Here is a 23086-nt window from a genome sequence, read left to right on the forward strand (position 1 = left end):
CAGCCAGTACACAGACAGCGTGCAGTCAGTAAACCTGTTCCACGATGAGCTGTCCAGAGAGTGTCGAAGCGCTTCACCAGGCGGCACCACTTTGCCGACCCGGCCCGCCGGGGGCACACTGAACAGCGGTACGTGCCGGTAATGTCACGAGATCGTCATTTGCGGCAAGGGAGCACCGATGACCGCATCATCCGTCAGGCCGGTGTCCGAGCGTGAAGCGCGCCAGGTCGCCGAGGCCGCACGCGAACAGGTATGGCACAAGCCGAGTTTCGCCAAGGAGCTGTTCCTCGGCCGCTTCCGTCTCGATCTGATCCACCCCCACCCCGCCCCCGCGCCGGACGACGTGCGGCGTGGCGAGGCGTTCCTCGCCAAGCTCCGCGAGTTCTGCGAGACCCGGGTCGATCCCGCCCGTATCGAGCGCGAGTCGCAGATCCCCGACGAGACCATCAACGGCCTCAAGGAACTCGGCGCGCTCGGCATGAAGGTCGATCCCAAGTACGGCGGCCTGGGCCTCACCCAGGTCTACTACAACAAGGCCCTCGCGCTGGCCGGCTCCGTCAGCCCCGCCATCGGCGCGCTGCTCTCCGCCCACCAGTCCATCGGCGTGCCGCAGCCGGTCAAGCTGTTCGGCACCCAGGAGCAGAAGGACCGCTTCCTGCCGCGCTGCGCCCGCACCGACATATCGGCGTTCCTGCTCACCGAGCCGGACGTGGGGTCCGACCCGGCCCGGCTCGCCACCACCGCGATCCCGGACGGGGACGACTACCTCCTCGACGGCGTCAAGCTGTGGACCACCAACGGCGTGGTCGCCGATCTCCTCGTCGTCATGGCCCGGGTGCCGAAGTCCGACGGCCACAAGGGCGGGATCAGCGCCTTCGTCGTCGAGACGGCCGCCGAGGGCGTCACCGTCGAGAACCGCAACGCGTTCATGGGGCTGCGCGGCATCGAGAACGGGGTGACCCGCTTCCACCGGGTCCGGGTCCCCGCGGCCAATCGCATCGGCCCCGAGGGCGCCGGTCTCAAGATCGCGCTGACCACGCTCAACACCGGGCGGCTCTCGCTGCCCGCGATGTGCGCGGGCGCCGGGAAGTGGTGTCTGAAGATCGCCCGTGAGTGGTCCGCGGCCCGTGAGCAGTGGGGCAAGCCGATCGCCCGGCACGAGGCCGTCGGCGCCAAGGTCTCCTTCATCGCCGCGACCACCTTCGCGCTGGAGGCGGTCATCGACCTCGCCTCCCAGATGGCCGACGAGGACCGCAACGACATCCGCATCGAGGCGGCGCTCGCCAAGCTCTACGGCAGCGAGATGGCCTGGCTGATGGCCGACGAACTGGTCCAGATCCGCGGCGGCCGCGGTTTCGAGACCGCGGCCTCCCTCGCCGCCCGCGGGGAGCGGGCGGTCCCCGCCGAGCAGATGCTCCGCGACCTGCGCATCAACCGGATCTTCGAGGGCTCCACCGAGATCATGCATCTGCTGATCGCCCGGGAGGCCGTGGACGCGCACCTGTCCGTCGCGGGCGACCTCATCGACCCGGACAAGTCCCTGTCGGACAAGGGCAAGGCGGCCGCCAAGGCGGGCGGCTTCTACGCCCGCTGGCTGCCGGGCCTGGTCACCGGCCCCGGCCACCTCCCGCGCGCCTACGCCGAGTTCGCCCCGCCGGGCCACCGGGACCTGTCCCCGCATCTGCGCTACGCCGAGCGCTCGGCGCGCAAGCTCGCCCGGTCGACGTTCTACGCCATGTCGCGCTGGCAGGGCCGGATGGAGACCAAACAGGGCTTCCTCAGCCGGATCGTGGACATCGGCGCGGAGCTGTTCGCGATGAGCGCGGCCTGCGTACGCGCCGAGATGCTGCGCAGCCGCGGCGACCACGGCGTCGAGGCGTACCAGCTGGCCGACGTCTTCTGCCGGCAGGCCCGGATCCGCGCGGACGAACTGTTCGGACGGCTGTGGACCAACACCGACGACCTGGACCGCAAGGTGGTCTCCGGGGTGCTCTCCGGCTCGTACGAGTGGCTGGAGGCGGGCGTCCTCGACCCCAGCGGTGACGGCCCGTGGATCGCCGATGCCACCCCCGGCCCGTCGACCAGGGACAACGTCCACCGCCCCATCAGGTGACCGCCGCCCCGGCGGCCCGGACCCGGATGGCGGGATCCGGCCCGCCGGGCCGGGGCGGGCCGGGCCCGGTCATCCGCGGGCGGCGACACGGGCAACAATGGGCAGATGACGGATTCCCTGGCTGACCCGCATCTGCGCCCCCCGGCAGCCCCCGCCGACCCCGGCAGCCCCCGCGACATCGTGATCCTGGGCTCCACCGGATCGATCGGCACCCAGGCCATCGATGTGATCCTGCGCAACCCGGACCGCTTCCGGGTGACCGCCCTGTCCGCCGCCGGAGGGCGGGCCGGGCTGCTGGCCGAGCAGGCCCACCAGCTGAAGGCCGCCACCGTCGCGGTCGCCCGCGAGGACGCGGTGCCCGAGGTGCGCGCGGCGCTGTCCGCGCGGTACGGCGCGGGCGAGCCGCTCCCGGAGGTGCTGGCCGGGCCCGGCGCGGCCACCGAACTGGCCCGCTCCGAGTGCCACACCGTGCTCAACGGCATCACCGGCTCCATCGGCCTCGCGCCCACCCTGGCCGCCCTGGAGGCGGGCCGGGTGCTGGCGCTGGCCAACAAGGAGTCCCTCATCGTGGGCGGGCCGCTGGTCAAGGCGGTCGCCAAGCCGGGCCAGATCGTGCCCGTCGACTCCGAGCACTCCGCGCTCTTCCAGGCCCTGCTCGGCGGCGGCCGCCAGGAGGTCCGCAAGCTGGTCGTCACCGCGTCCGGCGGCCCGTTCCGGGGGCGTACGAAGCGTGAGCTGGCCCAGGTCACCCCGGACCAGGCGCTGGCCCATCCCACCTGGGACATGGGCCCGGTCGTCACGATCAACTCCGCGACCCTCGTCAACAAGGGGCTGGAGGTCATCGAGGCCCATCTGCTGTTCGACATTCCCTTCGAGGAGATTGAGGTGGTCGTCCACCCTCAGTCGTATGTCCACTCGATGGTTGAATTCACCGATGGTTCGACGCTCGCCCAGGCGAGCCCGCCCGATATGCGGATGGCGATCGCACTCGGCCTCGGCTGGCCCGAGCGGGTGCCGGACGCCGCCCCCGGCTGCGACTGGACCAGGGCCCACACCTGGGAGTTCTTCCCCCTCGACACCGAGGCCTTCCCCTCGGTGGACCTCGCCCGGCACGTCGGCGGCCTCGGCGGCACCGCCCCGGCCGTCTTCAACGCGGCGAACGAGGAGTGCGTGGACGCCTTCCTCGGCCGGAAGCTGCCCTTCAACGGAATTGTCGATACGGTCGCGGAAGTGGTCGCCGAGCACGGCGCCCCCTCCGCGGGAACTCAGCTCACCGTCGCGGACGTCCTCGAAGCCGAGACGTGGGCCCGTGCCCGCGCCCGTGAACTGGCCGCCCGCGCGGCGAAGGCGACCCCGGAGGGTCACGCATGACGACATTGATGACGGTCCTCGGCATAGTCGTATTCGCCGTCGGCCTGGGGATCTCGATCGCCTGGCACGAACTGGGCCATCTCTCCACCGCCAAGCTCTTCGGCATCCGGGTCCCGCAGTACATGGTCGGCTTCGGACCGACGGTCTTCTCCCGCAAGAGAGGGGAGACCGAGTACGGCATCAAGGCGATCCCGCTCGGCGGCTTCATCCGCATGATCGGGATGTTCCCGCCCGGTGACGACGGCAAGGTCACCCAGCGCTCCACCTCGCCGTGGCGCGGCATGATCGAGGACGCCCGGTCGGCCGCCTACGAGGAACTGGAGCCCGGCGACGAGAAGCGCATGTTCTACACGCGCGCGCCGTGGAAGCGCGTGATCGTGATGTTCGCCGGGCCGTTCATGAACCTGGTCCTCGCCGTGGTGATCTTCGTCGGCGTGATGATGAGCTTCGGCGTCAACACCCAGACCACCAGCGTCGGCACCGTCTCCGCCTGTGTGGTCCCGGCCTCGGCCGCCGCCGACAAGTGCCCCAAGGGGGCCAAGGACTCCCCGGCCAAGGCCGCGGGCCTCCAGCCCCGGGACAAGATCGTCGCCTTCGACGGCCACCGCGTCTCCGACTGGGGCACGCTCCAGAAGGACATCCGCGAGACCACCGGCCCCGCGACGATCACCGTCGAGCGGGACGGCGCCCGCAAGACCCTGCACGCCGACCTCATCACCAACAAGGTCGCCAAGTCCGACGGGAACGGCGGCTATGTCGAGGGCCAGTACGTCACTGCCGGGTTCCTCGGCTTCACCCCGGCCAACGGCGTGGTGAAGCAGTCCCTCGGCCAGTCCGTGGACCGCATGGGCACCATGGTCGAGGACGGCGTCCAGTCCCTGGTCGACCTGCCCTCCAAGGTGCCCGACCTGTGGAACGCGGCCTTCGGGGACGCCCCCCGCAAGGCGGACTCCCCGATGGGCGTCGTCGGCGCCGCCCGGGTCGGCGGCGAGGTCGCCAACCTCGACATCCCGCCCTCGCAGCGCATCGCGACGATGCTCTTCCTCGTCGCCGGGTTCAACCTCTCGCTGTTCCTGTTCAACATGCTGCCGCTGCTGCCGCTGGACGGCGGCCACATCGCGGGCGCGGTGTGGGAGTCCCTGCGCCGGCGCCTCGCGCGCCTGGTCCGGCGGCCCGACCCCGGCCCCTTCGACGTGGCCAAGATGATGCCGGTCGCCTATGTGATCGCCGGCATCTTCATCTGTTTCACGCTGCTCGTTCTGGTGGCCGACGTGGTGAACCCCGTGCGAATTTCCTGATGATGTGAACTGTCCCGAAGTTCGCCTTTGGGTGGACTTCGGGACCGGAGTGTGCTGGGGCACCGCCCGGTGCCGTAATCTCGGATCGGAGCCCGCTGATCTCGGGCCACTCAAACACCTTCTTGGGGCTACGAACCAGATGACTGCGATCTCGCTAGGAATGCCGTCCGTACCGACCAAGCTCGCCGACCGCCGGGTCAGCCGGAAGATCCAGGTCGGGTCGGTCGCCGTGGGCGGCGACGCGCCGATCTCGGTGCAGTCGATGACCACGACGGTGACCGCGGACATCGGGGCGACGCTCCAGCAGATCGCGGAGCTGACGGCCTCCGGCTGCCAGATCGTGCGCGTGGCCTGTCCGTCGCAGGACGACGCCGAGGCGCTGCCCGTGATCGCCAAGAAGTCGCAGATCCCGGTCATCGCGGACATCCACTTCCAGCCGAAGTACGTCTTCGCCGCGATCGACGCCGGCTGCGCGGCCGTGCGGGTGAACCCGGGGAACATCCGGCAGTTCGACGACAAGGTCAAGGAGATCGCGCGGGCCGCCTCGGAAGCGGGCGTGCCGATCCGCATCGGCGTCAACGCGGGCTCGCTGGACAAGCGGCTGCTGGAGAAGTACGGCAAGGCCACGCCCGAGGCGCTGGTGGAGTCGGCCCTGTGGGAGTGCTCGCTGTTCGAGGAGCACGGCTTCCGGGACATCAAGATCTCGGTGAAGCACAACGACCCGGTGGTGATGGTCAACGCCTACCGTCAGCTGGCCGCCCAGTGCGACTACCCGCTCCACCTCGGCGTCACCGAGGCCGGGCCCGCGTTCCAGGGCACGATCAAGTCGTCGGTGGCCTTCGGCGCGCTGCTGAGCGAGGGCATCGGGGACACCATCCGCGTCTCGCTGTCGGCGCCGCCCGCGGAGGAGGTCAAGGTCGGCATCCAGATCCTGGAGTCGCTGAACCTGCGCCAGCGGCGGCTGGAGATCGTCTCCTGCCCCTCGTGCGGGCGTGCGCAGGTCGACGTCTACAAGCTGGCCGACGAGGTCACCGCCGGGCTCGACGGCATGGAGGTCCCGCTGCGGGTCGCCGTGATGGGCTGCGTCGTCAACGGCCCGGGCGAGGCCCGCGAGGCGGACCTCGGCGTGGCGTCCGGCAACGGCAAGGGGCAGATCTTCGTCAAGGGCGAGGTCATCAAGACCGTGCCCGAGTCGAAGATCGTGGAGACCCTGATCGACGAGGCCATGAAGATCGCCGAGCAGATGGAGAAGGACGGCATCGCCTCCGGCGAGCCCCAGGTCTCCGTCAGCGGCTGAAACACCCGGGTGCCCCCGCCCTCCCGGGCCGGGGGCACCTCCCCGCAGTAGCCGGGGGAGGCTCCGGCGCCCGGAGGCCGACCGAGCCTTCTCGGAAGAGGGCGGTACAGTGCGGGGAATCGACTCCCCTCCGGCCCGCAGGCCCCGCAACCGGTGAGGCAATCCGACACGTGCTGACGACGTCCACCACCAGGGTCCTCGAGCCCCAAGAGCTCGACTCGGCCCTCGCGGTGCTCAACCGCGACCCCATCTCCAATGCCTTCGTCGCCGCCCGCGTCCAGGTCGCCGGCCTGGACCCATGGCGGCTGGGCGGCGAGATGTGGGGCTGGTACAACGGCGGACGGCTCGAGTCGCTCTGCTACGCGGGGGCCAACCTGGTCCCCATCTGCGCCACCCCCGAGGCCGTGCGCGGCTTCGCCGAGCGGGCCCGCCGGTCCGGGCGGCGCTGCTCCTCGATCGTCGGCCCCGCCGACACCACGGCCGAGCTGTGGTCCCTGCTGGAGCCCAGCTGGGGCCCGGCCCGTGAGGTCCGCGCCCGTCAGCCGCTCATGGTCACCGCCTCGACGTCCGCCGACGTCCCGCCCGACCCCCGGGTGCGCCGGATCCGCAAGGACGAGATGGACGTGATCATGCCCGCGTGCGTGGCGATGTTCACCGAGGAGGTCGGCGTCTCCCCGCTCGCGGGCGACGGCGGACTGCTCTACCAGGCGCGCGTCGCCGAACTCGTCGCCGCCGGCCGCTCCTTCGCCCGCGTCGAGAACGGCCGCGTCGTCTTCAAGGCCGAGATCGGCGCCGCCACCCCGCACGCCTGCCAGATCCAGGGCGTCTGGGTCGCCCCCGAACACCGCGGCCGCGGGCTCTCCGAGACCGGCATGGCCGCCGTGCTGCACTACGCGCTGAACGAGATCGCGCCCGTGGCGAGCCTGTACGTCAACGACTACAACACCGCGGCCCGCGCCGCGTACCGCCGCGTCGGCTTCCAGGAGGTCGGCGCGTTCATGAGCGTGCTGTTCTGATCGCCGGACCGGGCCAGTAGGGTGCCGCCCATGCTGCAGATGCCCGGGGGCCACCCCCCGGACCCCCGAGGTGTCGTCGTCGGCCCGCTCGACCTCGCCGCACGCGTGGACGAGGCGCTCGCCGTGCAGGCCGTGGCCTTCGGACTGACGGATGAGGAGATCGGCGTACGGCGGCACATCGTGCTGCGCCACCTCACCAGCCCCGGCGCCCGCGCCCTCGGCGCGACCACCCCGCAGGGGCGTCTCGTGGGCTTCGTGTACGGCATGCCCAACGACCGCACGCACTGGTGGTCCACCATCGTCCAGCCCTATCTGCGCGCCGCCGGGCACGAGGACTGGCTGGACGACAGCTTCGTCATCACCGAGCTGCACGTCCACCCCGACTACCAGAACCACGGCATCGGGCGGTGGCTGATCACCGCCATCACCGACGGGGTCGCGCAGCCGCGCTCGATCCTGTCCGCCATCGACACCGACAGCCCGGCCCGCTGCCTCTACCGTTCGCTGGGCTACCGCGACCTGGCCCGCCCGGTGCTCTTCCCGAGCGCGCCGAGCCCGTACGCCGTCATGGGCGCCCGTCTGCCGCTGCGGCGGCAGCCCGCCTCCGGATAACGCATTTCCGGGTTGCGTCCCCGGGCGGCTAACCTCCTGACATCCATCTCGTACGCAGGAGAAGACCCCATGGCCAACGCCGCCCACGTCCAGCGCATGTCCACCTTGATGCTGAAGACGCTGCGCGAAGACCCGGCCGACGCCGAGACCGCCAGCCACAAGCTGCTCGTCCGGGCCGGGTACGTCCGCCGCGCCTCCGCGGGCATCTGGACCTGGCTGCCGGTCGGCAAGAAGGTCCTGGACAACGTCTCCCGGATCGTCCGCGAGGAGATGGACGCGATCGGCGCCCAGGAGGTGCTGCTGCCCGCGCTGCTCCCCAAGGAGCCGTACGAGGCGAGCGGCCGCTGGGAGGAGTACGGCGACCTGCTGTTCCGGCTGAAGGACCGCAAGGGCGGCGACTACCTCCTCGGCCCCACCCATGAGGAGATCTTCACCCAGACGGTCAAGGACCAGTGCACGTCCTACAAGGACCTGCCGGTGATGCTCTACCAGATCCAGACCAAGTACCGGGACGAGGCCCGCCCGCGCTCGGGCGTGCTGCGCGGCCGCGAGTTCCAGATGAAGGACTCCTACTCCTTCGACACCAGCGACGAGGGCCTGGCCGAGTCCTACCGCCTGCACCGCGAGGCCTACCAGCGGATCTTCGAGCGCCTGGGCCTCGACTACCGCATCGTCTCCGCGGTCTCCGGCGCCATGGGCGGCTCCGCCTCCGAGGAGTTCCTGGCCCCCGCCGCGGCCGGTGAGGACACCTTCGTGGACTGCCCGAACTGCGACTACGCCGCCAACACGGAGGCCGTCACCACCACCGTCCCGCCGGTCGAGGGCGGCGCGCACGGGCCGGTGGAGGAGCTGGACACCCCCGACACCCCCACCATCGAGACCCTCGCCGAGCACCTGGGCGTCCCGGCCTCGGCGACCCTCAAGAACCTTCTGATCAAGGTCGACGGCGAGATCACCGCGGTGGGCGTCCCCGGCGACCGTGAGGTCGACCTCGGCAAGCTGGGCGAGCACCTGGCCCCGGCCGAGGTCGAGCTGGTCACCGCCGAGGACTTCGAGGGCCGCCCCGACCTGGTCCGCGGCTACGTCGGCCCGCAGGGCCTGGCGGGCAAGTCCTTCCGCTACATCGCCGACCCGCGGGTCGCCCCCGGCACCGCCTGGGTGACCGGCGCCAACAAGCCCGACACCCACGCCCGCAACGTCGTCTGCGGCCGCGACTTCGAGGTCGACGACTACCTCGACGTCGTCGTCGTCGAGCCGGGCGACCCCTGCCCCAAGTGCGGCGCGGGCATCGCGCTCGACCGGGCCATCGAGATCGGCCACATCTTCCAGCTCGGCCGCAAGTACGCCGACACCTTCCAGCTCGACGTGCTCGGCCAGAACGGCAAGCCGGTACGGGTCACCATGGGCTCGTACGGCATCGGCGTCTCGCGCGTGGTCGCCGCCCTCGCCGAGCAGACCCACGACGAGTCCGGCCTCTGCTGGCCCCGCGAGGTCGCCCCGGCCGACGTCCACGTCGTCGCGGCGGGCAAGGCCCTCCAGACCGAGCTGGCCCTGGACGTCGCCGAGAAGCTGGGCACGGCGGGCGTCCGGGTCATGGTGGACGACCGCGCCGGCGTCTCCCCGGGCGTGAAGTTCACCGACGCGGAGCTGATCGGCGTCCCGACGATCCTGGTCGTCGGCCGCGGCGCGAAGGACGGCGTGGTCGAGCTGAAGGACCGCCGCACCGGCGACCGCGAGGAGCTCCCGATCGACGAGGCGATCACCCGCCTCACGTCCTGACCCGCCCGGGCCCCGCAGAGGGCCCGCCGCGCTCCCCCCCCGGCCCCGGGCCGGGCCGCCGGGCCCAGGAGGGCTGTCCGGGCCCGGGCGGGGGGACTACAGCCAGCCCGCGAACTCCAGCAGCAGCTCGGCCCGCCGCCGGTCACCGGCCGCCCCGTACCGCAGGCCCGCCTCCACGGACCGGAAGAGCGCCCAGCCCCGCAGCCGGTCGCGGTCCACGTCCAGCGAGTCGGCCAGCTTGGCGATGCGGCGGCGCGCGGCCGCGGCCGGGCCGGGGCCCGCGGCCAGGTCCTCGCAGCGGTCCAGGACCAGCCGCGCCAGGTCGTAGGCGCGCTCCCCGACGACCGGGGCGGGCCCCACCGCGAGCCAGGGCGACCGCTCCCCGGCCAGGACCTTGCCCTGCCGGAAGCCGCCGTGCAGCAGCAGCCGTTCGGGCGGCTGGGCGGTCAGCCCGGACCGCAGTTCCAGGGCCTCGTCGGCCAGCGGGCGTACCTCGGCCGCCCAGGCCCCCGAGGCGAGGACGGGCAGCACCTCGGCGGCCGCCCCCGTCCGCCCCTCGACGGAGTCGAACGGATGCTCGGCGGGCGGCGGCACCCACAGCCGCCGTACCGTGCCCGCCGCCTCCAGCAGCGCCTTCGCCTCGGGCAGGGAGCGCAGCGACACGGCGGACTGGAGCCGTTCGATCAGCAGCACGCCGTCGTCTTGGCCGGCGCGCAGGAGCCGGGCCGCGCCCCAGCCGTTCCAGTGCGCGAGGGCGGCCGCCTCATGGGCCGCGTCGGGGCCGGGCACGGGGAGCTTGAGCGCGGCGGGGGTGCCGTCCGCCTGCCGTACGAGCACGACCAGGCCGCCGCGGCCGCCGGGGGCGACCACCCGCTCGGGGGTCAGCTCCCATTCCCGCAGCCGCCGCGCCGCCAGCTCCGGCAGGGCGGCGAGCCAGCTCCGTACGGGCTCGGCCGGTTCGTCGCCCACCGCGTCGATGAGCCGCCTCGGCACCTGGAGGGAGGCTCTGTCCCCGGTGCCGGGTTCCCGCTCCGCTGCCATCCCGAGCTGCCCCCTGTCACCCACGCACGTACGCCACCGAACCAGCGCACGTACACGATCGTCTCGAACTGTCAGACCCCGTCGGCGGCCCCGGTCGCCGAGGCGGACGGGGTGGCCGGCGCGGCGCGTTCGGTGAGCCCAGGGAAGGCTACGCCGCCGCCCCGCCAGCGCACCGACCGGACCGCCGCCTCGCGCAGCGCGCCGGCCGCCTGGCGCCGCAGGGCGCCGTCGGAGGTCCGTACGAGGTCGGCGTAGACGGCGGCCACCCGGTTCTCCAGTTCGGCGGCGAGCCGGACCGCGGCGGCCGAGTCGGGCACCGCGAACGGCAGGGCGTACGCGGGCGCCGCGCTCTGCGGCGTACCGCCCATGCCGCGCACGGTGCGCACGAGGTCGTCGCGGCGGGAACGGTGCGCGGCGTACCCCTCGCGCGCCTCGGCGAGACGGTCGTCGCCGATCCGGCCACCGACGACGCCGTATCCGTACACGGCGGCGTGCTCGGCGGCGAGCGCGGCCTGCGTGGCCTTGAGCGTCGCGGCCCGGTTCATACGGGTACTCCTTCCGCGCGGAGGGGGCTGAAGAGGGTGACCGTCATGAGTCCGGGTCGCTCTGGGTGAGGAGATACACATGGGCGGCCCCGCAGGCCGCGACGGAGGCCAGCAGCCGGGCCAGTTCGGGCGGCGCGCCGAGGAGCGCCGTGGTGCGGCTGTCGGCGGTGTGCCGCTCGGCCTGGGCGAGGGCGCTGAGCGCCTTCTTCTCGTCCTCGGGCACCGCGGGCAGCCGCCGCCCGCCCGCGGCCGGTGAGCGGGACGCGCTCGCGGAGGCGGACGCGGAGGGGTCCGTGGAGCCGAACGCCGCGATGTGCGCCGCCGTCTCCGCCCGCAGCGGCCGCAGCCGCCGCGCGAGCCCGGCATGGGCGTCGATGGTCGCGTCGTAGCGCGCGAGGAGCGCGGCCGAGTCCCGCACGCCCCGGGCGCGCAGCGCGGCGGCGGCCGCGGAACCGGATGAGCGGTCTCCGTCGTCCGAGTCACCGGAGCAGCCGACGAGCAGCGCGGCGGCCCCGGCCGAACCGCCGGCCAGCAGCAGACTTCGACGCCGCGGGGACGCGGCCTGGGGGAGTGACGGGGACGTGGGTCGAGGTGGGGGATTCGTGATCGACACGTTCCTCTTTCCGGGCTGCGGCAGCTCCCGGCCGCCGTTAGTGATCACAGCAGGCGAGCGTACCCGCGTGGGGCCGGAAAGCCGGGCAGCGGCCACCGAATCGTCAGCCCGCCGCCGGAACAGATAGGCTTTGAGCTGACACGCGACCTTCCCACAACAGCACACGCGGCCGAGGAGTCACCCGGATGAGCACGACCCAGAGCGAAAGGCTGCGCGGACTGCTGGAACCGCTCGTCAGCGCACGGGACCTGGATCTGGAAGAGGTCGAGGTGACACCGGCCGGGAAGCGGCGCGTCCTTCGCATCGTGGTGGATTCCGACGACGGCGTGCAGCTGGATGCGTGTGCGGAGCTGAGCCGGGCGATCTCGCAGTCGCTCGACGAGTCGGACGCGATGGGTCAGACCCCGTACGTCCTGGAGGTCACCTCCCCCGGCGCCGAGCGCCCCCTGACCGAGCAGCGCCACTACCGGCGGGCCATAGGGCGGCTGATGAAGGCACAGCTGGTGGAGGGCGGCGAGCTGATCGCCCGGATCATCTCGGTGGATGACGAGGGGCTGGATCTGGAAGTCCCCGGTGTGAAGGGGCGCAAGCCCACCGCGAGGCGGCTGGCCTTCAAGGAGATCTCCAAGGCCCGAGTGGAGATCGAGTTCAACCGCAAGCCCGAGGGCGACGAGAGCAAGGAGGAGGCGTAGCCGTGGACATCGACATGAGTGCCCTGCGGGGTCTGGTGCGGGAGAAGGAGATCTCGTTCGACCTGCTGGTCGAGGCGATCGAGTCGGCGCTCCTCATCGCCTACCACCGCACCGAGGGAAGCCGCCGCCGGGCCCGGGTGGAGCTGGACCGCACCAGCGGCCATGTGACCGTGTGGGCCCGGGAGGACGCCGACGACCTCGCGGAGGGCGAGGAGCCCCGCGAGTTCGACGACACCCCCTCCGGCTTCGGCCGCATCGCCGCCATGACCGCCAAGCAGGTCATCCTGCAGCGGCTGCGGGACGCCGAGGAGGAGATCACCTTCGGTGAGTACGCCGGGCGCGAGGGCGATGTCGTCGCGGGCGTCGTGCAGCAGGGCAAGGACCCGAAGAACGTCCTGGTGGACATCGGCCGCCTCGAGGCGATCCTGCCGGTGCAGGAGCAGGTGCCCGGCGAGGACTACGCGCACGGCACCCGGCTGCGTACGTACGTCGTCCGAGTGGTCAAGGGCGTGCGCGGGCCGTCGGTGACCCTTTCGCGTACGCATCCCAATTTGGTGAAGAAACTCTTCGCGCTCGAGGTCCCGGAGATCGCGGACGGCTCGGTGGAGATCGCGGCGATCGCCCGTGAGGCGGGCCACCGCACCAAGATCGCTGTCCGGTCCACCCGTTCGGGTCTGAACCCCAAGGGCGCGTGCATCGGCCCGATGGGCGGCCGGGTACGCAGCGTGATGGCCGAGCTGCACGGTGAGAAGATCGACATCGTCGACTGGTCGGACGACCCCGCCGAACTGGTGGCGAACGCGCTGTCGCCCGCCCGGGTGAGCAAGGTCGAGGTCGTGGACCTGGCGGCGCGGTCCGCGCGGGTCACCGTGCCCGATTACCAGCTGTCACTGGCGATCGGCAAGGAAGGGCAGAACGCCCGGCTCGCGGCCCGGCTCACGGGCTGGCGGATCGACATCCGGCCGGACACCGATCAGTCCGCCGAGCAAGCCTGATCACAGCTGATCGAGCACAGATCAAGACGTGTTCAAGCCGCGGACAACCGGGATCCAGCCGAAATCGTGTGACGGTTCGATCACTCCCCCCAAGGGGTGAGGTCGGCGCAGGGAGGTAGACTTAAGCAGTGTCTGGCCGCACGCGTGCCCGTGCCTGCCCTGAGAGAACCTGTGTGGGATGCCGGGATCGGGCGGCCAAGAACGATCTGCTGCGCATCGTGGCGGTCGAGGGCGTTTGCGTCCCCGATCGGCGCGGTACGCTGCCCGGTCGGGGAGCTTATATGCACCCCACACGGGTCTGTTTCGACCTGGCGGTCCGCCGCCGGGCCTTCCCCCGGGCCTTCAGGGGACCGGGGGCGTTCGACACCACGGCACTGCGCCGTTATGTCGAGCACCAGGGTGACCAGTCACCCCCGTAAGAAGAACGGCACGGCACAGCCGTGCGGTCAGGTACCTCGCGAGTCGGAAGTAGGTCGAGATTGCGATGAGCACTCGATGAGTACGCGATGAGTACGCCCATGAAGTAGCGACGGTCCGGCGGTAACCCGGACCTAAAAGGAGCGAAGTGGCTAAGGTCCGGGTATACGAACTCGCCAAGGAGTTCGGCGTTGAGAGCAAGGTCGTCATGGCCAAGCTCCAGGAGCTCGGTGAATTCGTACGGTCGGCGTCCTCCACGATCGAGGCGCCGGTAGTCCGCAAGTTGACTGACGCTTTCCAGGGTGGCAATGGCTCCGGCCGTGCCTCCGGCAAGCCCTCGGCGCCGCGCAAGGCGACGCCCAAGCCCCCGACGCCCGGTCCGGCGTCGGCGGCCCGTCCCGCTGCCCCCAAGCCCCCGACGCCCGGCCCCAAGCCGGCCGCCGCCGAGGGCCCGCGCAGCACGCCGTCCGCGGCGCCCACTCCGGGCCCGCGCCCGACTCCGGGCGCCCGCCCGACCCCCGGCCCCAAGCCGGGTCCGGCGCAGCCCGCAGCTCCGGCGCAGCCCGAGTTCACGGCCCCGCCGGCCACGCCCGGCCCCAAGCCCTCCCCGGCCAAGCCGGCCTCGGGCGGCCCCGCCAAGCCGGGCGCCACGCCCGGCCCGCGCCCCGGCGCCCGTCCCGGCCCCGGTGGCCAGGGCGGTCAGGGCCAGGGCGGCCAGGGCGGTCGTCCCGGCGCCCCGCGCCCGGGTCAGGAGCGCGGTGGTCCGCGTCCGGGCGGCGGTCGTCCGTCCGGCCCGCGTCCGGGTAACAACCCCTTCACCTCCGGCGGCTCCACCGGCATGGCGCGCCCGCAGGCGCCCCGTCCCGGCGGCGGCGCCCGTCCGGGCCCCGGTGGCCAGGGCGGTGCCGGTCCGCGTCCGCAGGGCGGCGGCCAGGGTGGTCCCGGTGCCGGTCGCGGCCAGGGCGCCGGCGGTCCCCGTCCCACTCCGGGGTCGATGCCGCGTCCGCAGGGCGCCCAGGGCGGCGGTCCCCGTCCCGGCGGCGGCGCCGGCGGCCCGCGCCCGAACCCGGGCATGATGCCGCAGCGTCCGGCCGCGGGTCCGCGTCCGGGCCCCGGTGGTGGCGGCGGTCGCGGCCCCGGCGGTGCCGGTCGTCCCGGTGGTGGCGGCGGCCGTCCGGGTGGCGGCGGCGGTTTCGCCGGTCGTCCCGGTGGCGGTGGCGGTGCCGGTCGTCCGGGTGGCGGCGGCGGTTTCGCCGGTCGTCCCGGTGGTGGCGGCGGTGGCCGTCCGGGCTTCGGCGGCCGTCCGGGTGGTCCCGGTGGCCGTGGTGGTACGCAGGGTGCGTTCGGCCGTCCCGGCGGTCCGGCGCGTCGTGGCCGTAAGTCGAAGCGGCAGAGGCGCCAGGAGTACGAGGCCATGCAGGCCCCGTCCGTCGGCGGCGTGATGCTGCCGCGCGGCAACGGCCAGACGGTCCGGCTGTCGCGGGGTGCGTCGCTCACCGACTTCGCGGAGAAGATCAACGCCAACCCGGCGTCGCTCGTCGCCGTGATGCTCAACCTCGGCGAGATGGTCACCGCGACCCAGTCCGTCTCCGACGAGACGCTGCAGCTCCTCGCCGACGAGATGAACTACAACATCGAGATCGTCAGCCCGGAGGAGGAGGACCGCGAGCTTCTCGAGTCCTTCGACATCGAGTTCGGCGAGAACGAGGGCGGCGAGGAGATGCTCGTCGCGCGTCCGCCGGTGGTGACCGTCATGGGTCACGTCGACCACGGTAAGACGCGACTGCTGGACGCGATCCGCAAGACCAACGTGGTCGCGGGCGAGGCCGGCGGCATCACCCAGCACATCGGCGCGTACCAGGTCTCGACCGAGGTCAACGACGAAGAGCGCAAGATCACCTTCATCGACACCCCGGGTCACGAGGCGTTCACCGCCATGCGTGCCCGTGGTGCCAAGTCGACCGACATCGCGATCCTCGTGGTGGCGGCCAACGACGGTGTGATGCCCCAGACGATCGAGGCGCTGAACCACGCCAAGGCGGCCGACGTGCCGATCGTGGTCGCGGTCAACAAGATCGACGTCGAGGGCGCGGACCCGACCAAGGTGCGCGGTCAGCTGACCGAGTACGGCCTGGTGGCCGAGGAGTACGGCGGCGACACCATGTTCGTCGACATCTCCGCCCGTCAGGGTCTGAACATCGACGAACTGCTCGAGGCCGTCGTCCTCACCGCGGACGCCTCGCTCGACCTGCGCGCCAACGCGGAGCAGGACGCGCAGGGCATCGCGATCGAGGCGCACCTCGACCGCGGCCGCGGCGCCGTGGCCACCGTGCTGGTCCAGCGCGGCACCCTGCGGGTCGGCGAGACGATGGTCGTCGGCGACGCGTACGGCCGCGTCCGGGCGATGCTCGACGACAACGGCAACCAGCTCCAGGAGGCGGGTCCCTCGACCCCGGTCCTGGTGCTCGGTCTGACCAACGTGCCGGGCGCGGGCGACAACTTCCTCGTCGTCGAGGAGGACCGCACCGCCCGTCAGATCGCCGAGAAGCGCGCCGCGCGCGAGCGGAACGCCGCCTTCGCCAAGCGCACCCGCCGGGTCTCCCTGGAGGACCTGGACAAGGTGCTCAAGGCCGGTCAGGTCCAGCAGCTCAACCTCATCATCAAGGGCGACGCGTCCGGTTCGGTGGAGGCCCTGGAGTCCTCCCTGCTCCAGCTCGACGTCGGCGAAGAGGTCGACCTGCGCGTCCTGCACCGCGGTGTGGGTGCGGTCACCGAGACCGACATCGACCTGGCGACCGGCTCCGACGCCATCGTCATCGGCTTCAACGTGCGCGCCGACGGGCGTGCCACGCAGATGGCCGAGCGCGAGGGCGTGGACGTCCGCTACTACTCGGTCATCTACCAGGTGATCGAGGAGATCGAGGCGGCCCTCAAGGGCATGCTCAAGCCGGAGTACGAAGAGGTCGAGCTGGGCACGGCGGAGATCCGCGAGGTCTTCCGCTCGTCCAAGCTGGGCAACATCGCGGGTGTGCTCATCCGCTCCGGCGAGGTCAAGCGGAACACCAAGGCCCGCCTCGTCCGCGACGGCAAGGTCATCGCGGAGAACCTCAACATCGAGGGCCTGCGCCGCTTCAAGGACGACGTCACCGAGATTCGCGAAGGCTTCGAGGGCGGTATCAACCTCGGCAGCTACAACGACATCAAGATCGACGACGTCATCGCGACGTACGAGATGCGCGAGAAGCCGCGCGGCTGACGCGCTGCCTCTCATCCGGGGCCGGTCGGCGGAGAATTTCCGTCGATCGGCCCCGGCCCTTGCGTGTACGGTTCGAGAAGCCCGAACCTCCAAGGCCCCACGGGTGGCTTGACCCGGATTGCATGTATGTAGGGACGTTGTCCTTCGACCTGCTCCTCGGTGACGTACGGTCGCTGAAGGAGAAGCGCTCCGTCGTCCGCCCGATCGTCGCCGAGCTGCACCGCAAGTACGCGGTGAGCGTGGCGGAGGTCGGCGACCAGGACCTCTACCGCAGGGCCGAGATCGGCCTCGCGGCGGTCTCCGGGGACGCGGGCCACCTGACCGAAGTCCTCGACCACTGCGAGCGGCTGGTGGCGGGGCGGCCGGAGGTGGAGCTGCTGTCGGTACGACGGCGGTTCCACGGTGGCCACGACGAGTGAGGGCCGGGACCGACGACCGTCCCTGACCATCGATGAGTGAAGCGAAGAAGAGAGAAGAAGACGCATGACCGACACCGCGCGGGCACGCAAGCTGGCGGACCGCATCCGGGTCGTGGTCGCGGAGACCCTGCAGCGGCGGATCAAGGACCCGCGGCTCGGCTATGTGACCATCACCGACACCCGGATCACCGGTGATCTGCGGGAGGCGACCGTCTTCTACACGGTCTACGGCGACGACGAGGAGCGCGCGGCCTCCGCCGCCGCCCTGGAGAGCGCCAAGGGCGTGCTGCGGTCGGAGGTCGGACGGCAGACCGGGGTGCGGTTCACCCCGACCCTGACGTTCGTACCGGACGCGCTGCCGGACAACGCCCGCACGATCGACGACCTGCTCGCCAAGGCCAAGGCGGCCGACGCCGAGGTCCGTGAGGCGTCCTCGGGCGCCACGTACGCCGGTGAGGCGGACCCGTACCGCAAGCCCGGCGAGGCGGACGAGGACGAGGACACCGAAGGGAACGACGGTGAGTCCCCCTCCGGCGGCAAGGGTGCCGCGGGCGCATGACACGCAAGGGCAGGGCCGCCTCCACCGCGCCGGACGGCCTGGTGATCGTCGACAAGCCGGCCGGCTTCACCTCGCACGACGTCGTCGCCAAGATGCGCCGCTTCGCCGGTACGCGCCGGGTCGGGCACGCCGGGACGCTGGACCCGATGGCCACGGGCGTGCTCGTGATCGGGGTCGAGAAGGCGACCCGGCTGCTCGGTCATCTGGCGCTGACCGAGAAGGAGTACACGGCCACCATCCGGCTCGGCCGGACCACGGTCACCGACGACGCCGAGGGGGAGATCACCGCCTCGGCCGGGGCGGCCGGGACCACGCTCGACGCCGTGCGGACCGGGATCGGCGAGCTGACCGGGGACATCCAGCAGGTGCCGTCCAAGGTCAGCGCCATCAAGATCGACGGCAAGCGGTCCTACACCCGGGCCCGGGAGGGCGAGGAGTTCGAGATCCCGGCCCGGCCGGTGACCGTCTCGTCCTTCGTCCTCCACGACGGCCGCGAGGCGAAGGCCGACGACGGCACGCCCGTCCTGGACCTCGACGTCACGGTCGTGTGCTCCTCGGGCACGTACATCCGCGCCCTGGCCCGCGACCTCGGCGCCGGGCTCGGCACCGGCGGCCATCTGACGGCGCTGCGCCGCACCCGGGTCGGACCGTACGGGCTGGACGCCGCGCGGACGCTGGAGCAGCTGGAGGAGTCCCTCCAGATCATGCCCATCGCCGAGGCCGCGGCCGCCGCCTTCCCGCGCTGGGACGTCGACGCCCACCAGGCCCGGTTGCTGGGCAACGGCGTACGGATCGACATGCCGCCCCGCGAGGGCGCCGGGGCCGCCGGCCCGGTGGCGGTCTTCGGGCCGGAGGGGCGCTTCCTGGCCCTGGTGGAGGAGTCGAAGGGCCGGGCCAAGAGCCTCGCCGTCTTCGTCTGAGGGGTCCGCCGGTCCCCCGCAGACCGGCCTCCGGTGCACGGCGGCGGCAGGCGGCATGGCAGTCTTAGACCTGCGAAAGCGATAAGTCGGCAGAGTCAAAGGTTCGGGCGAGGAGCGGGCATAGTGCAGCGCTGGCGTGGCTTGGAGGACATCCCCGAGGACTGGGGGCGCAGCGTCGTCACGATCGGTTCCTACGACGGAGTGCACCGCGGGCATCAGCTGATCATCGGCCGCGCGGTGGCTCGCGCACGGGAGCTGGGCGTACCGGCGGTGGTCGTCACCTTCGACCCGCACCCGAGTGAGGTCGTGCGGCCCGGCAGCCATCCGCCGCTGCTCGCCCCGCACCAGCGGCGTGCGGAGCTGATGGCGGAGCTGGGCGTGGACGCGGTGCTGGTCCTGCCCTTCACCCAGGAGTTCTCGCGGCTCACCCCCGCCGACTTCGTGGTGAAGGTGCTGGTCGACAAGCTCCACGCGCGAGTGGTGGTGGAGGGCCCCAACTTCCGGTTCGGCCACCGGGCCGCCGGAAACGTCGACTCGCTGCGCGAGCTGGGCACCACCTACGACTACGAGGTCGAGGTGATCGACCTGTACGAGCGCGGCGCTGCGGGCGGTGGCGAGCCGTTCTCGTCCACCCTGGTGCGCAGGCTGGTCGCCGAGGGGGACGTCACGGGCGCCATGGAGGTCCTGGGACGGCCGCACCGCGTCGAGGGCATCGTGGTCCGCGGCGCCCAGCGCGGCCGCGAACTGGGCTTCCCCACCGCCAACCTGGAGACCCTGCCGCACACCGCGATCCCGGCCGACGGCGTCTACGCGGGCTGGCTGACGGCCGAGGGCGAGGCCATGCCCGCGGCCATCTCGGTCGGCACCAATCCGCAGTTCGACGGAACCGAGCGGACCGTGGAGGCGTACGCGATCGACCGGGTCGGCCTGGATCTGTACGGGCTCCACGTCGAGGTGGACTTCCTCGACTTCCTGCGCGGCCAGGAGAAGTTCGACTCGATCGAGGCGCTGCTGGAGCGGATGGCGGCCGATGTGAAGCGGGCGAGCGAGCTGGTGGAGGAGTACGACAGCCGCCGCTGAGCTTTCTTCCTCCTACCCAGCCCTACAAGGCGATCGCCCCGCCGCACCGGTGGAACCACCGGTGCGGCGGGGCGATCGCCTTGTACGGGACTACTGCCGGGGCGGCGAGGGCGGCTGCTGCCACGGCTGCCCCTGCCGCGGGGGCTCCTGCCCGGGCTGCCCCTGCTGCGGTGCCTGCTGCCAGGGCTGGCCGGGCTGGGGCGGCCGCCCCAGCTGCTGCTGCGCCTGGTTCGGCTGCTGCGGCGGCTGCCAGCCCTGCTGCGGTCCGGGCTGACCGGGATAGCCAGGCTGACCCGGCTGGCCCGGCTGGGGGTAGCCGGGCTGCTGCGGGGGCGGTCCCTGCTGCGGATAGCCGTATCCGTACGGCGGCGGCTGCTGGCCCTGCTGCGGCGCGTACGCCCCCGGGTAGGGCTGCTGACCCTGCCCGGGCATCGGCGGGGCCATCTGCGGCGGCGGAGTGCCGCCGTCGGCCGTCCACAGCCCCTGCGCCTGCTGCGCGCGGGAGAAGTCCTCGGCGACCAGGGCGGAGAGGTTGAAGTACGCCTCCCGGGTCTTGGGGCGCATCATGTCGAGGTCCACCTCGGCACCCGCCGACAGGTGTTCGTCGAACGGCACGACGACCACCCCGCGGCAGCGGGTCTCGAAGTGCGACACGATGTCCTCGACCTTGATCATCTTTCCGGTCTCGCGGACCCCCGAGATGACCGTGATGGAGCGCGACACCAGATCGGCGTAACCGTGCGCGGACAGCCAGTCGAGCGTGGTGCTCGCGCTGCTCGCACCGTCCACGGAGGGCGTGGAGATGATGATCAGCTGGTCGGCGAGGTCGAGCACCCCGCGCATCGCGCTGTAGAGCAGACCGGTGCCCGAGTCGGTGAGGATGATCGGGTACTGCTTGCCCAGGATGTCGATGACGCGGCGGTAGTCGTCGTCGTTGAACGTCGTCGAGACCGCCGGGTCCACGTCATTGGCGAGGATCTCCAGCCCGGAGGGCGCCTGCGAGGTGAACCGCCGGATGTCCATGTAGCTGTTGAGGTACGGGATCGCGGTGACCAGGTCGCGGATGGTCGCGCCGGTCTCGCGCCGCACCCGGCGGCCGAGCGTGCCCGCGTCGGGGTTGGCGTCGATCGCGATGACCTTGTCCTGGCGCTCGGTGGCCAGGGTCGAGCCGAGCGCGGTGGTCGTCGTGGTCTTGCCGACGCCGCCCTTGAGGCTGATCACCGCGATGCGGTAGCACGAGAGCACCGGGGTACGGATCAGCTCCAGCTTGCGCTGCCGCTCCGCCTCCTCCTTCTTGCCGCCGAGCTTGAACCGCGAACCGCCGGTGTTGTTCTTCTTGGGCTTCTGCTTGCCGCGGATGAGCCGGTCCGAGGACAGCTCGACCGCCGCCGTGTACCCGAGCGGGGCGCCCGCGTTGCCCTGCCCGGCGCCCGGGCGCTGCCGCTGGTCGGGCGTGACCACGGGCCAGCCGCCGGTACGGGGATCGGCCGGGGAGGCGGCGTCGGGGCGCGGGTAGGCGTAGCCGTCCTGCGGCTGGGGCGGCTGCTGGTGCTGCTGCGGGTACGGCTGCTGAGGGCCGGGCGCCGGCGCGTCGGGACGCGGATATCCGTAACCGTCCGGGGTGGGCGCCGGGGGCTGTCCGGCCTGCGGATAGCCGTACTGGGGCGCCTGGGGTGCCTGGGGCCCCTGCGGAGCCTGTGGGTGCTGCGCACTCTGCGGCCCCGGCGCGGCGGGACCCGGCATGGCAGGGCCGGGCGTGGCGGGACCGGGCACGGCAGGCCCAGGTACAGCGGGGCCAGGAGCCGCAGGGCCAGGAGCCGCGGGACCGGGCGCGGCAGGGCCGCCCTGTGGGTAACCACCCTGCGCCTGGGCCGGATTCGGTTCCGCGGCGGGCTGCGGCCCCGGCGCCCCGGCGGCCGGGCCGGGAGCGGGCCGACCCTGTGCCCCCGTCGTCGGCGGTGCCCAGGGGCCGGCCTGCGGCGGCAGCGGACCACCGGTGGCGCCGGGCCCGCTCGTACGCTGCTCCGGCACCGGGGGCGGGCCACCGCCCGGGCCGCCCGACTCCGGCGCGGCGGGCTGGAAGTCCGGCGGCAGCGGCGGCAGCCCGGACTGCGGCGCGGCGGGCGGCGCCCAGCCGTTGCCGGTCTCCGGCGGCGCCGTGGCCTCCGGCGCCGCGTCCTGCGGCCCGGCCTCGGCGCCCGCCGCCTTGGCGCGCTCCTCGGCCTCCCGGCGCAGCGATGCCGCGGAGAAGCGCATGGTGCCCTCGCTGCGGACCCCGCCGCTCCCGGCGTCGCCGTCGTCATCCGCCCCGGAGGCGCCGGGTTCCGCGTCGGCGGCCTGCTTGCGCTCGGCGAACTCGCGCCGCAGCGAGGCGGTGGAGAACCGCACCGTGGAGTTGCCCGCCACGGCACCGCTGTCGGAATCGTCGCCGTCACCGCCCGTTTCGGGCGTTTCGGGGGAGGCGACCGGCTGCGGCGCGGCGGGCGCCAGCGCGTAGTCGTCGTCCTTGGTCGCGGCGTCGGGGAGGTCGGACGCCTGCTGCTCGACCCGGTCGCCGCCGTCATCTGTCCCGGCGTCAACCGGAACCGAGGCGGCCGGATTGACCGGAGGACCCGGCAAAGGGGGTGTTCCGTCGGCCTCGTCGTCCCGCGGCCCGGCCTCCGCCTCCGTGTCGCCCGCGTCCGGCGCGGCCTGGCGCACGGAAGGCTCGACCGGCGCGGGCTCGGCGGAAGGCGCCGGGGGTGGAGGCGTCCACGCCCCCGGGAAGTCGTTCGGCTCCGGCGGCCCGGGCACGGCCACCGGGGTGCCGACCGGCGGAGGCGGCGGAGGCGGCGTCGCACCGGCCCCCGTGTCCGTCCCGGCCCCGGCGGCGGGCGCCGACGGCGTGGCGTTCTGCGTGTACCAGGCAGGTGGGGTGTAGTCGATGGTGAACTCGCCCGTGTGCTCGGTCTCGGCGTCGGACCGATCATCGCCGGGTGTGGTTCCGCCCGTGCGGATCTCGTCCCGATCGCTGCTCACAATGCCTCCTGGTGTGGTCGAACACCTTTGAAATTCATGGCGAGG

At 72.5% G+C, this 23086-nt stretch carries 19 protein-coding genes; 15 read left to right on the forward strand and 4 right to left on the reverse strand.

All coding sequences use genetic code 11. The annotated features are described in order from the left end of the window. The first annotated feature begins 178 nt into the window (after positions 1 to 178). The 7 genes from ASC60_RS31140 to ASC60_RS31170 all read left to right on the forward strand — a co-directional run bounded on the left by ASC60_RS31140 (position 179) and on the right by ASC60_RS31170 (position 9486). Positions 179 to 2113 carry an acyl-CoA dehydrogenase family protein gene (locus ASC60_RS31140; protein WP_055556826.1) on the forward strand — a complete coding sequence of 645 codons (1935 nt, stop codon included), beginning with the start codon at positions 179 to 181 and terminating at the stop codon, positions 2111 to 2113. A gap of 105 nt (positions 2114 to 2218) precedes the next feature. Further along, positions 2219 to 3484 (forward strand): 1-deoxy-D-xylulose-5-phosphate reductoisomerase, encoded by a 1266-nt coding sequence (dxr, locus tag ASC60_RS31145; RefSeq protein WP_055556827.1) that lies wholly within the window; start codon positions 2219 to 2221, stop codon positions 3482 to 3484. Beyond that, positions 3481 to 4782 (forward strand): RIP metalloprotease, encoded by a 1302-nt coding sequence (locus tag ASC60_RS31150; protein ID WP_055556829.1) that lies wholly within the window; start codon positions 3481 to 3483, stop codon positions 4780 to 4782. Before dxr ends, ASC60_RS31150 begins: the two co-directional genes overlap by 4 nt. Positions 4783 to 4921: 139 nt before the next feature. Then, positions 4922 to 6079, forward strand: coding sequence for a flavodoxin-dependent (E)-4-hydroxy-3-methylbut-2-enyl-diphosphate synthase (ispG, locus tag ASC60_RS31155; RefSeq protein WP_055556831.1), 1158 nt, complete (start codon positions 4922 to 4924; stop codon positions 6077 to 6079). Positions 6080 to 6249: 170 nt separating this feature from the next. Beyond that, on the forward strand, positions 6250 to 7095 hold the full coding sequence (locus tag ASC60_RS31160) for a GNAT family N-acetyltransferase (protein WP_055556833.1): 846 nt from the start codon (positions 6250 to 6252) through the stop codon (positions 7093 to 7095). Between the two features lie 30 nt (positions 7096 to 7125). Continuing rightward, the gene (locus tag ASC60_RS31165; RefSeq protein ID WP_055556835.1) at positions 7126 to 7707 is read left to right on the forward strand and encodes a GNAT family N-acetyltransferase; all 582 of its coding nucleotides are present in this window, start codon (positions 7126 to 7128) and stop codon (positions 7705 to 7707) included. Positions 7708 to 7776: 69 nt separating this feature from the next. Beyond that, the gene (locus ASC60_RS31170) at positions 7777 to 9486 is read left to right on the forward strand and encodes a proline--tRNA ligase (protein WP_055556837.1); all 1710 of its coding nucleotides are present in this window, start codon (positions 7777 to 7779) and stop codon (positions 9484 to 9486) included. Between the two features lie 96 nt (positions 9487 to 9582). On the opposite strand, the gene ASC60_RS31175 is transcribed toward ASC60_RS31170, so the two are convergent. From ASC60_RS31175 to ASC60_RS31185, 3 genes are all read right to left on the reverse strand, one after another. Then, positions 9583 to 10527: an aminoglycoside phosphotransferase family protein gene (locus ASC60_RS31175; protein ID WP_055556838.1), complete on the reverse strand. Its 945-nt coding sequence runs from the start codon at positions 10525 to 10527 to the stop codon at positions 9583 to 9585. 71 nt (positions 10528 to 10598) lie between these two features. Further along, entirely contained in the window at positions 10599 to 11072 is a 474-nt protein-coding gene (locus ASC60_RS31180) for a ferritin-like domain-containing protein (protein WP_055556840.1), read from the reverse strand. A gap of 43 nt (positions 11073 to 11115) precedes the next feature. Continuing rightward, complete coding sequence (locus ASC60_RS31185; RefSeq protein ID WP_370592987.1) at positions 11116 to 11733, reverse strand: hypothetical protein; 618 nt, start codon at positions 11731 to 11733, stop codon at positions 11116 to 11118. Between the two features lie 137 nt (positions 11734 to 11870). On the opposite strand from ASC60_RS31185, the gene rimP reads away from it, so the two are divergent. The 8 genes from rimP (at position 11871) to ASC60_RS31225 (ending at position 20023) form a co-directional block, all read left to right on the forward strand. Then, complete coding sequence (gene rimP / locus ASC60_RS31190) at positions 11871 to 12377, forward strand: ribosome maturation factor RimP (RefSeq protein ID WP_055556842.1); 507 nt, start codon at positions 11871 to 11873, stop codon at positions 12375 to 12377. 2 nt (positions 12378 to 12379) lie between these two features. Next, entirely contained in the window at positions 12380 to 13372 is a 993-nt protein-coding gene (nusA, locus tag ASC60_RS31195) for a transcription termination factor NusA (RefSeq protein ID WP_055556844.1), read from the forward strand. Between the two features lie 128 nt (positions 13373 to 13500). After that, positions 13501 to 13791, forward strand: a complete 291-nt coding sequence (locus ASC60_RS40025; RefSeq protein ID WP_079038737.1) for a YlxR family protein — start codon at positions 13501 to 13503, stop codon at positions 13789 to 13791. A 146-nt stretch (positions 13792 to 13937) separates the two neighbouring features. Beyond that, positions 13938 to 17045, forward strand: a complete 3108-nt coding sequence (gene infB, locus ASC60_RS40030; protein ID WP_079038738.1) for a translation initiation factor IF-2 — start codon at positions 13938 to 13940, stop codon at positions 17043 to 17045. Positions 17046 to 17167: 122 nt separating this feature from the next. After that, positions 17168 to 17464, forward strand: a complete 297-nt coding sequence (locus ASC60_RS31210) for a DUF503 domain-containing protein (RefSeq protein WP_055556847.1) — start codon at positions 17168 to 17170, stop codon at positions 17462 to 17464. A gap of 64 nt (positions 17465 to 17528) precedes the next feature. Next, positions 17529 to 18023, forward strand: a complete 495-nt coding sequence (gene rbfA / locus ASC60_RS31215; protein ID WP_055556848.1) for a 30S ribosome-binding factor RbfA — start codon at positions 17529 to 17531, stop codon at positions 18021 to 18023. Then, positions 18020 to 18943, forward strand: a complete 924-nt coding sequence (gene truB, locus ASC60_RS31220; RefSeq protein ID WP_055556850.1) for a tRNA pseudouridine(55) synthase TruB — start codon at positions 18020 to 18022, stop codon at positions 18941 to 18943. The genes rbfA and truB overlap by 4 nt, the downstream gene beginning before the upstream one ends. 123 nt (positions 18944 to 19066) lie before the next feature. Continuing rightward, positions 19067 to 20023 carry a bifunctional riboflavin kinase/FAD synthetase gene (locus ASC60_RS31225; protein WP_079038739.1) on the forward strand — a complete coding sequence of 319 codons (957 nt, stop codon included), beginning with the start codon at positions 19067 to 19069 and terminating at the stop codon, positions 20021 to 20023. A 90-nt stretch (positions 20024 to 20113) separates the two neighbouring features. On the opposite strand, the gene ASC60_RS31230 is transcribed toward ASC60_RS31225, so the two are convergent. Beyond that, on the reverse strand, positions 20114 to 23041 hold the full coding sequence (locus ASC60_RS31230; RefSeq protein WP_055556852.1) for an SCO5717 family growth-regulating ATPase: 2928 nt from the start codon (positions 23039 to 23041) through the stop codon (positions 20114 to 20116). Positions 23042 to 23086: the final 45 nt, after the last annotated feature.

The sequence above is a fragment of the Streptomyces sp. NBRC 110028 genome, assembly GCF_001417735.1.
GTDB lineage: Bacteria > Actinomycetota > Actinomycetes > Streptomycetales > Streptomycetaceae > Streptomyces.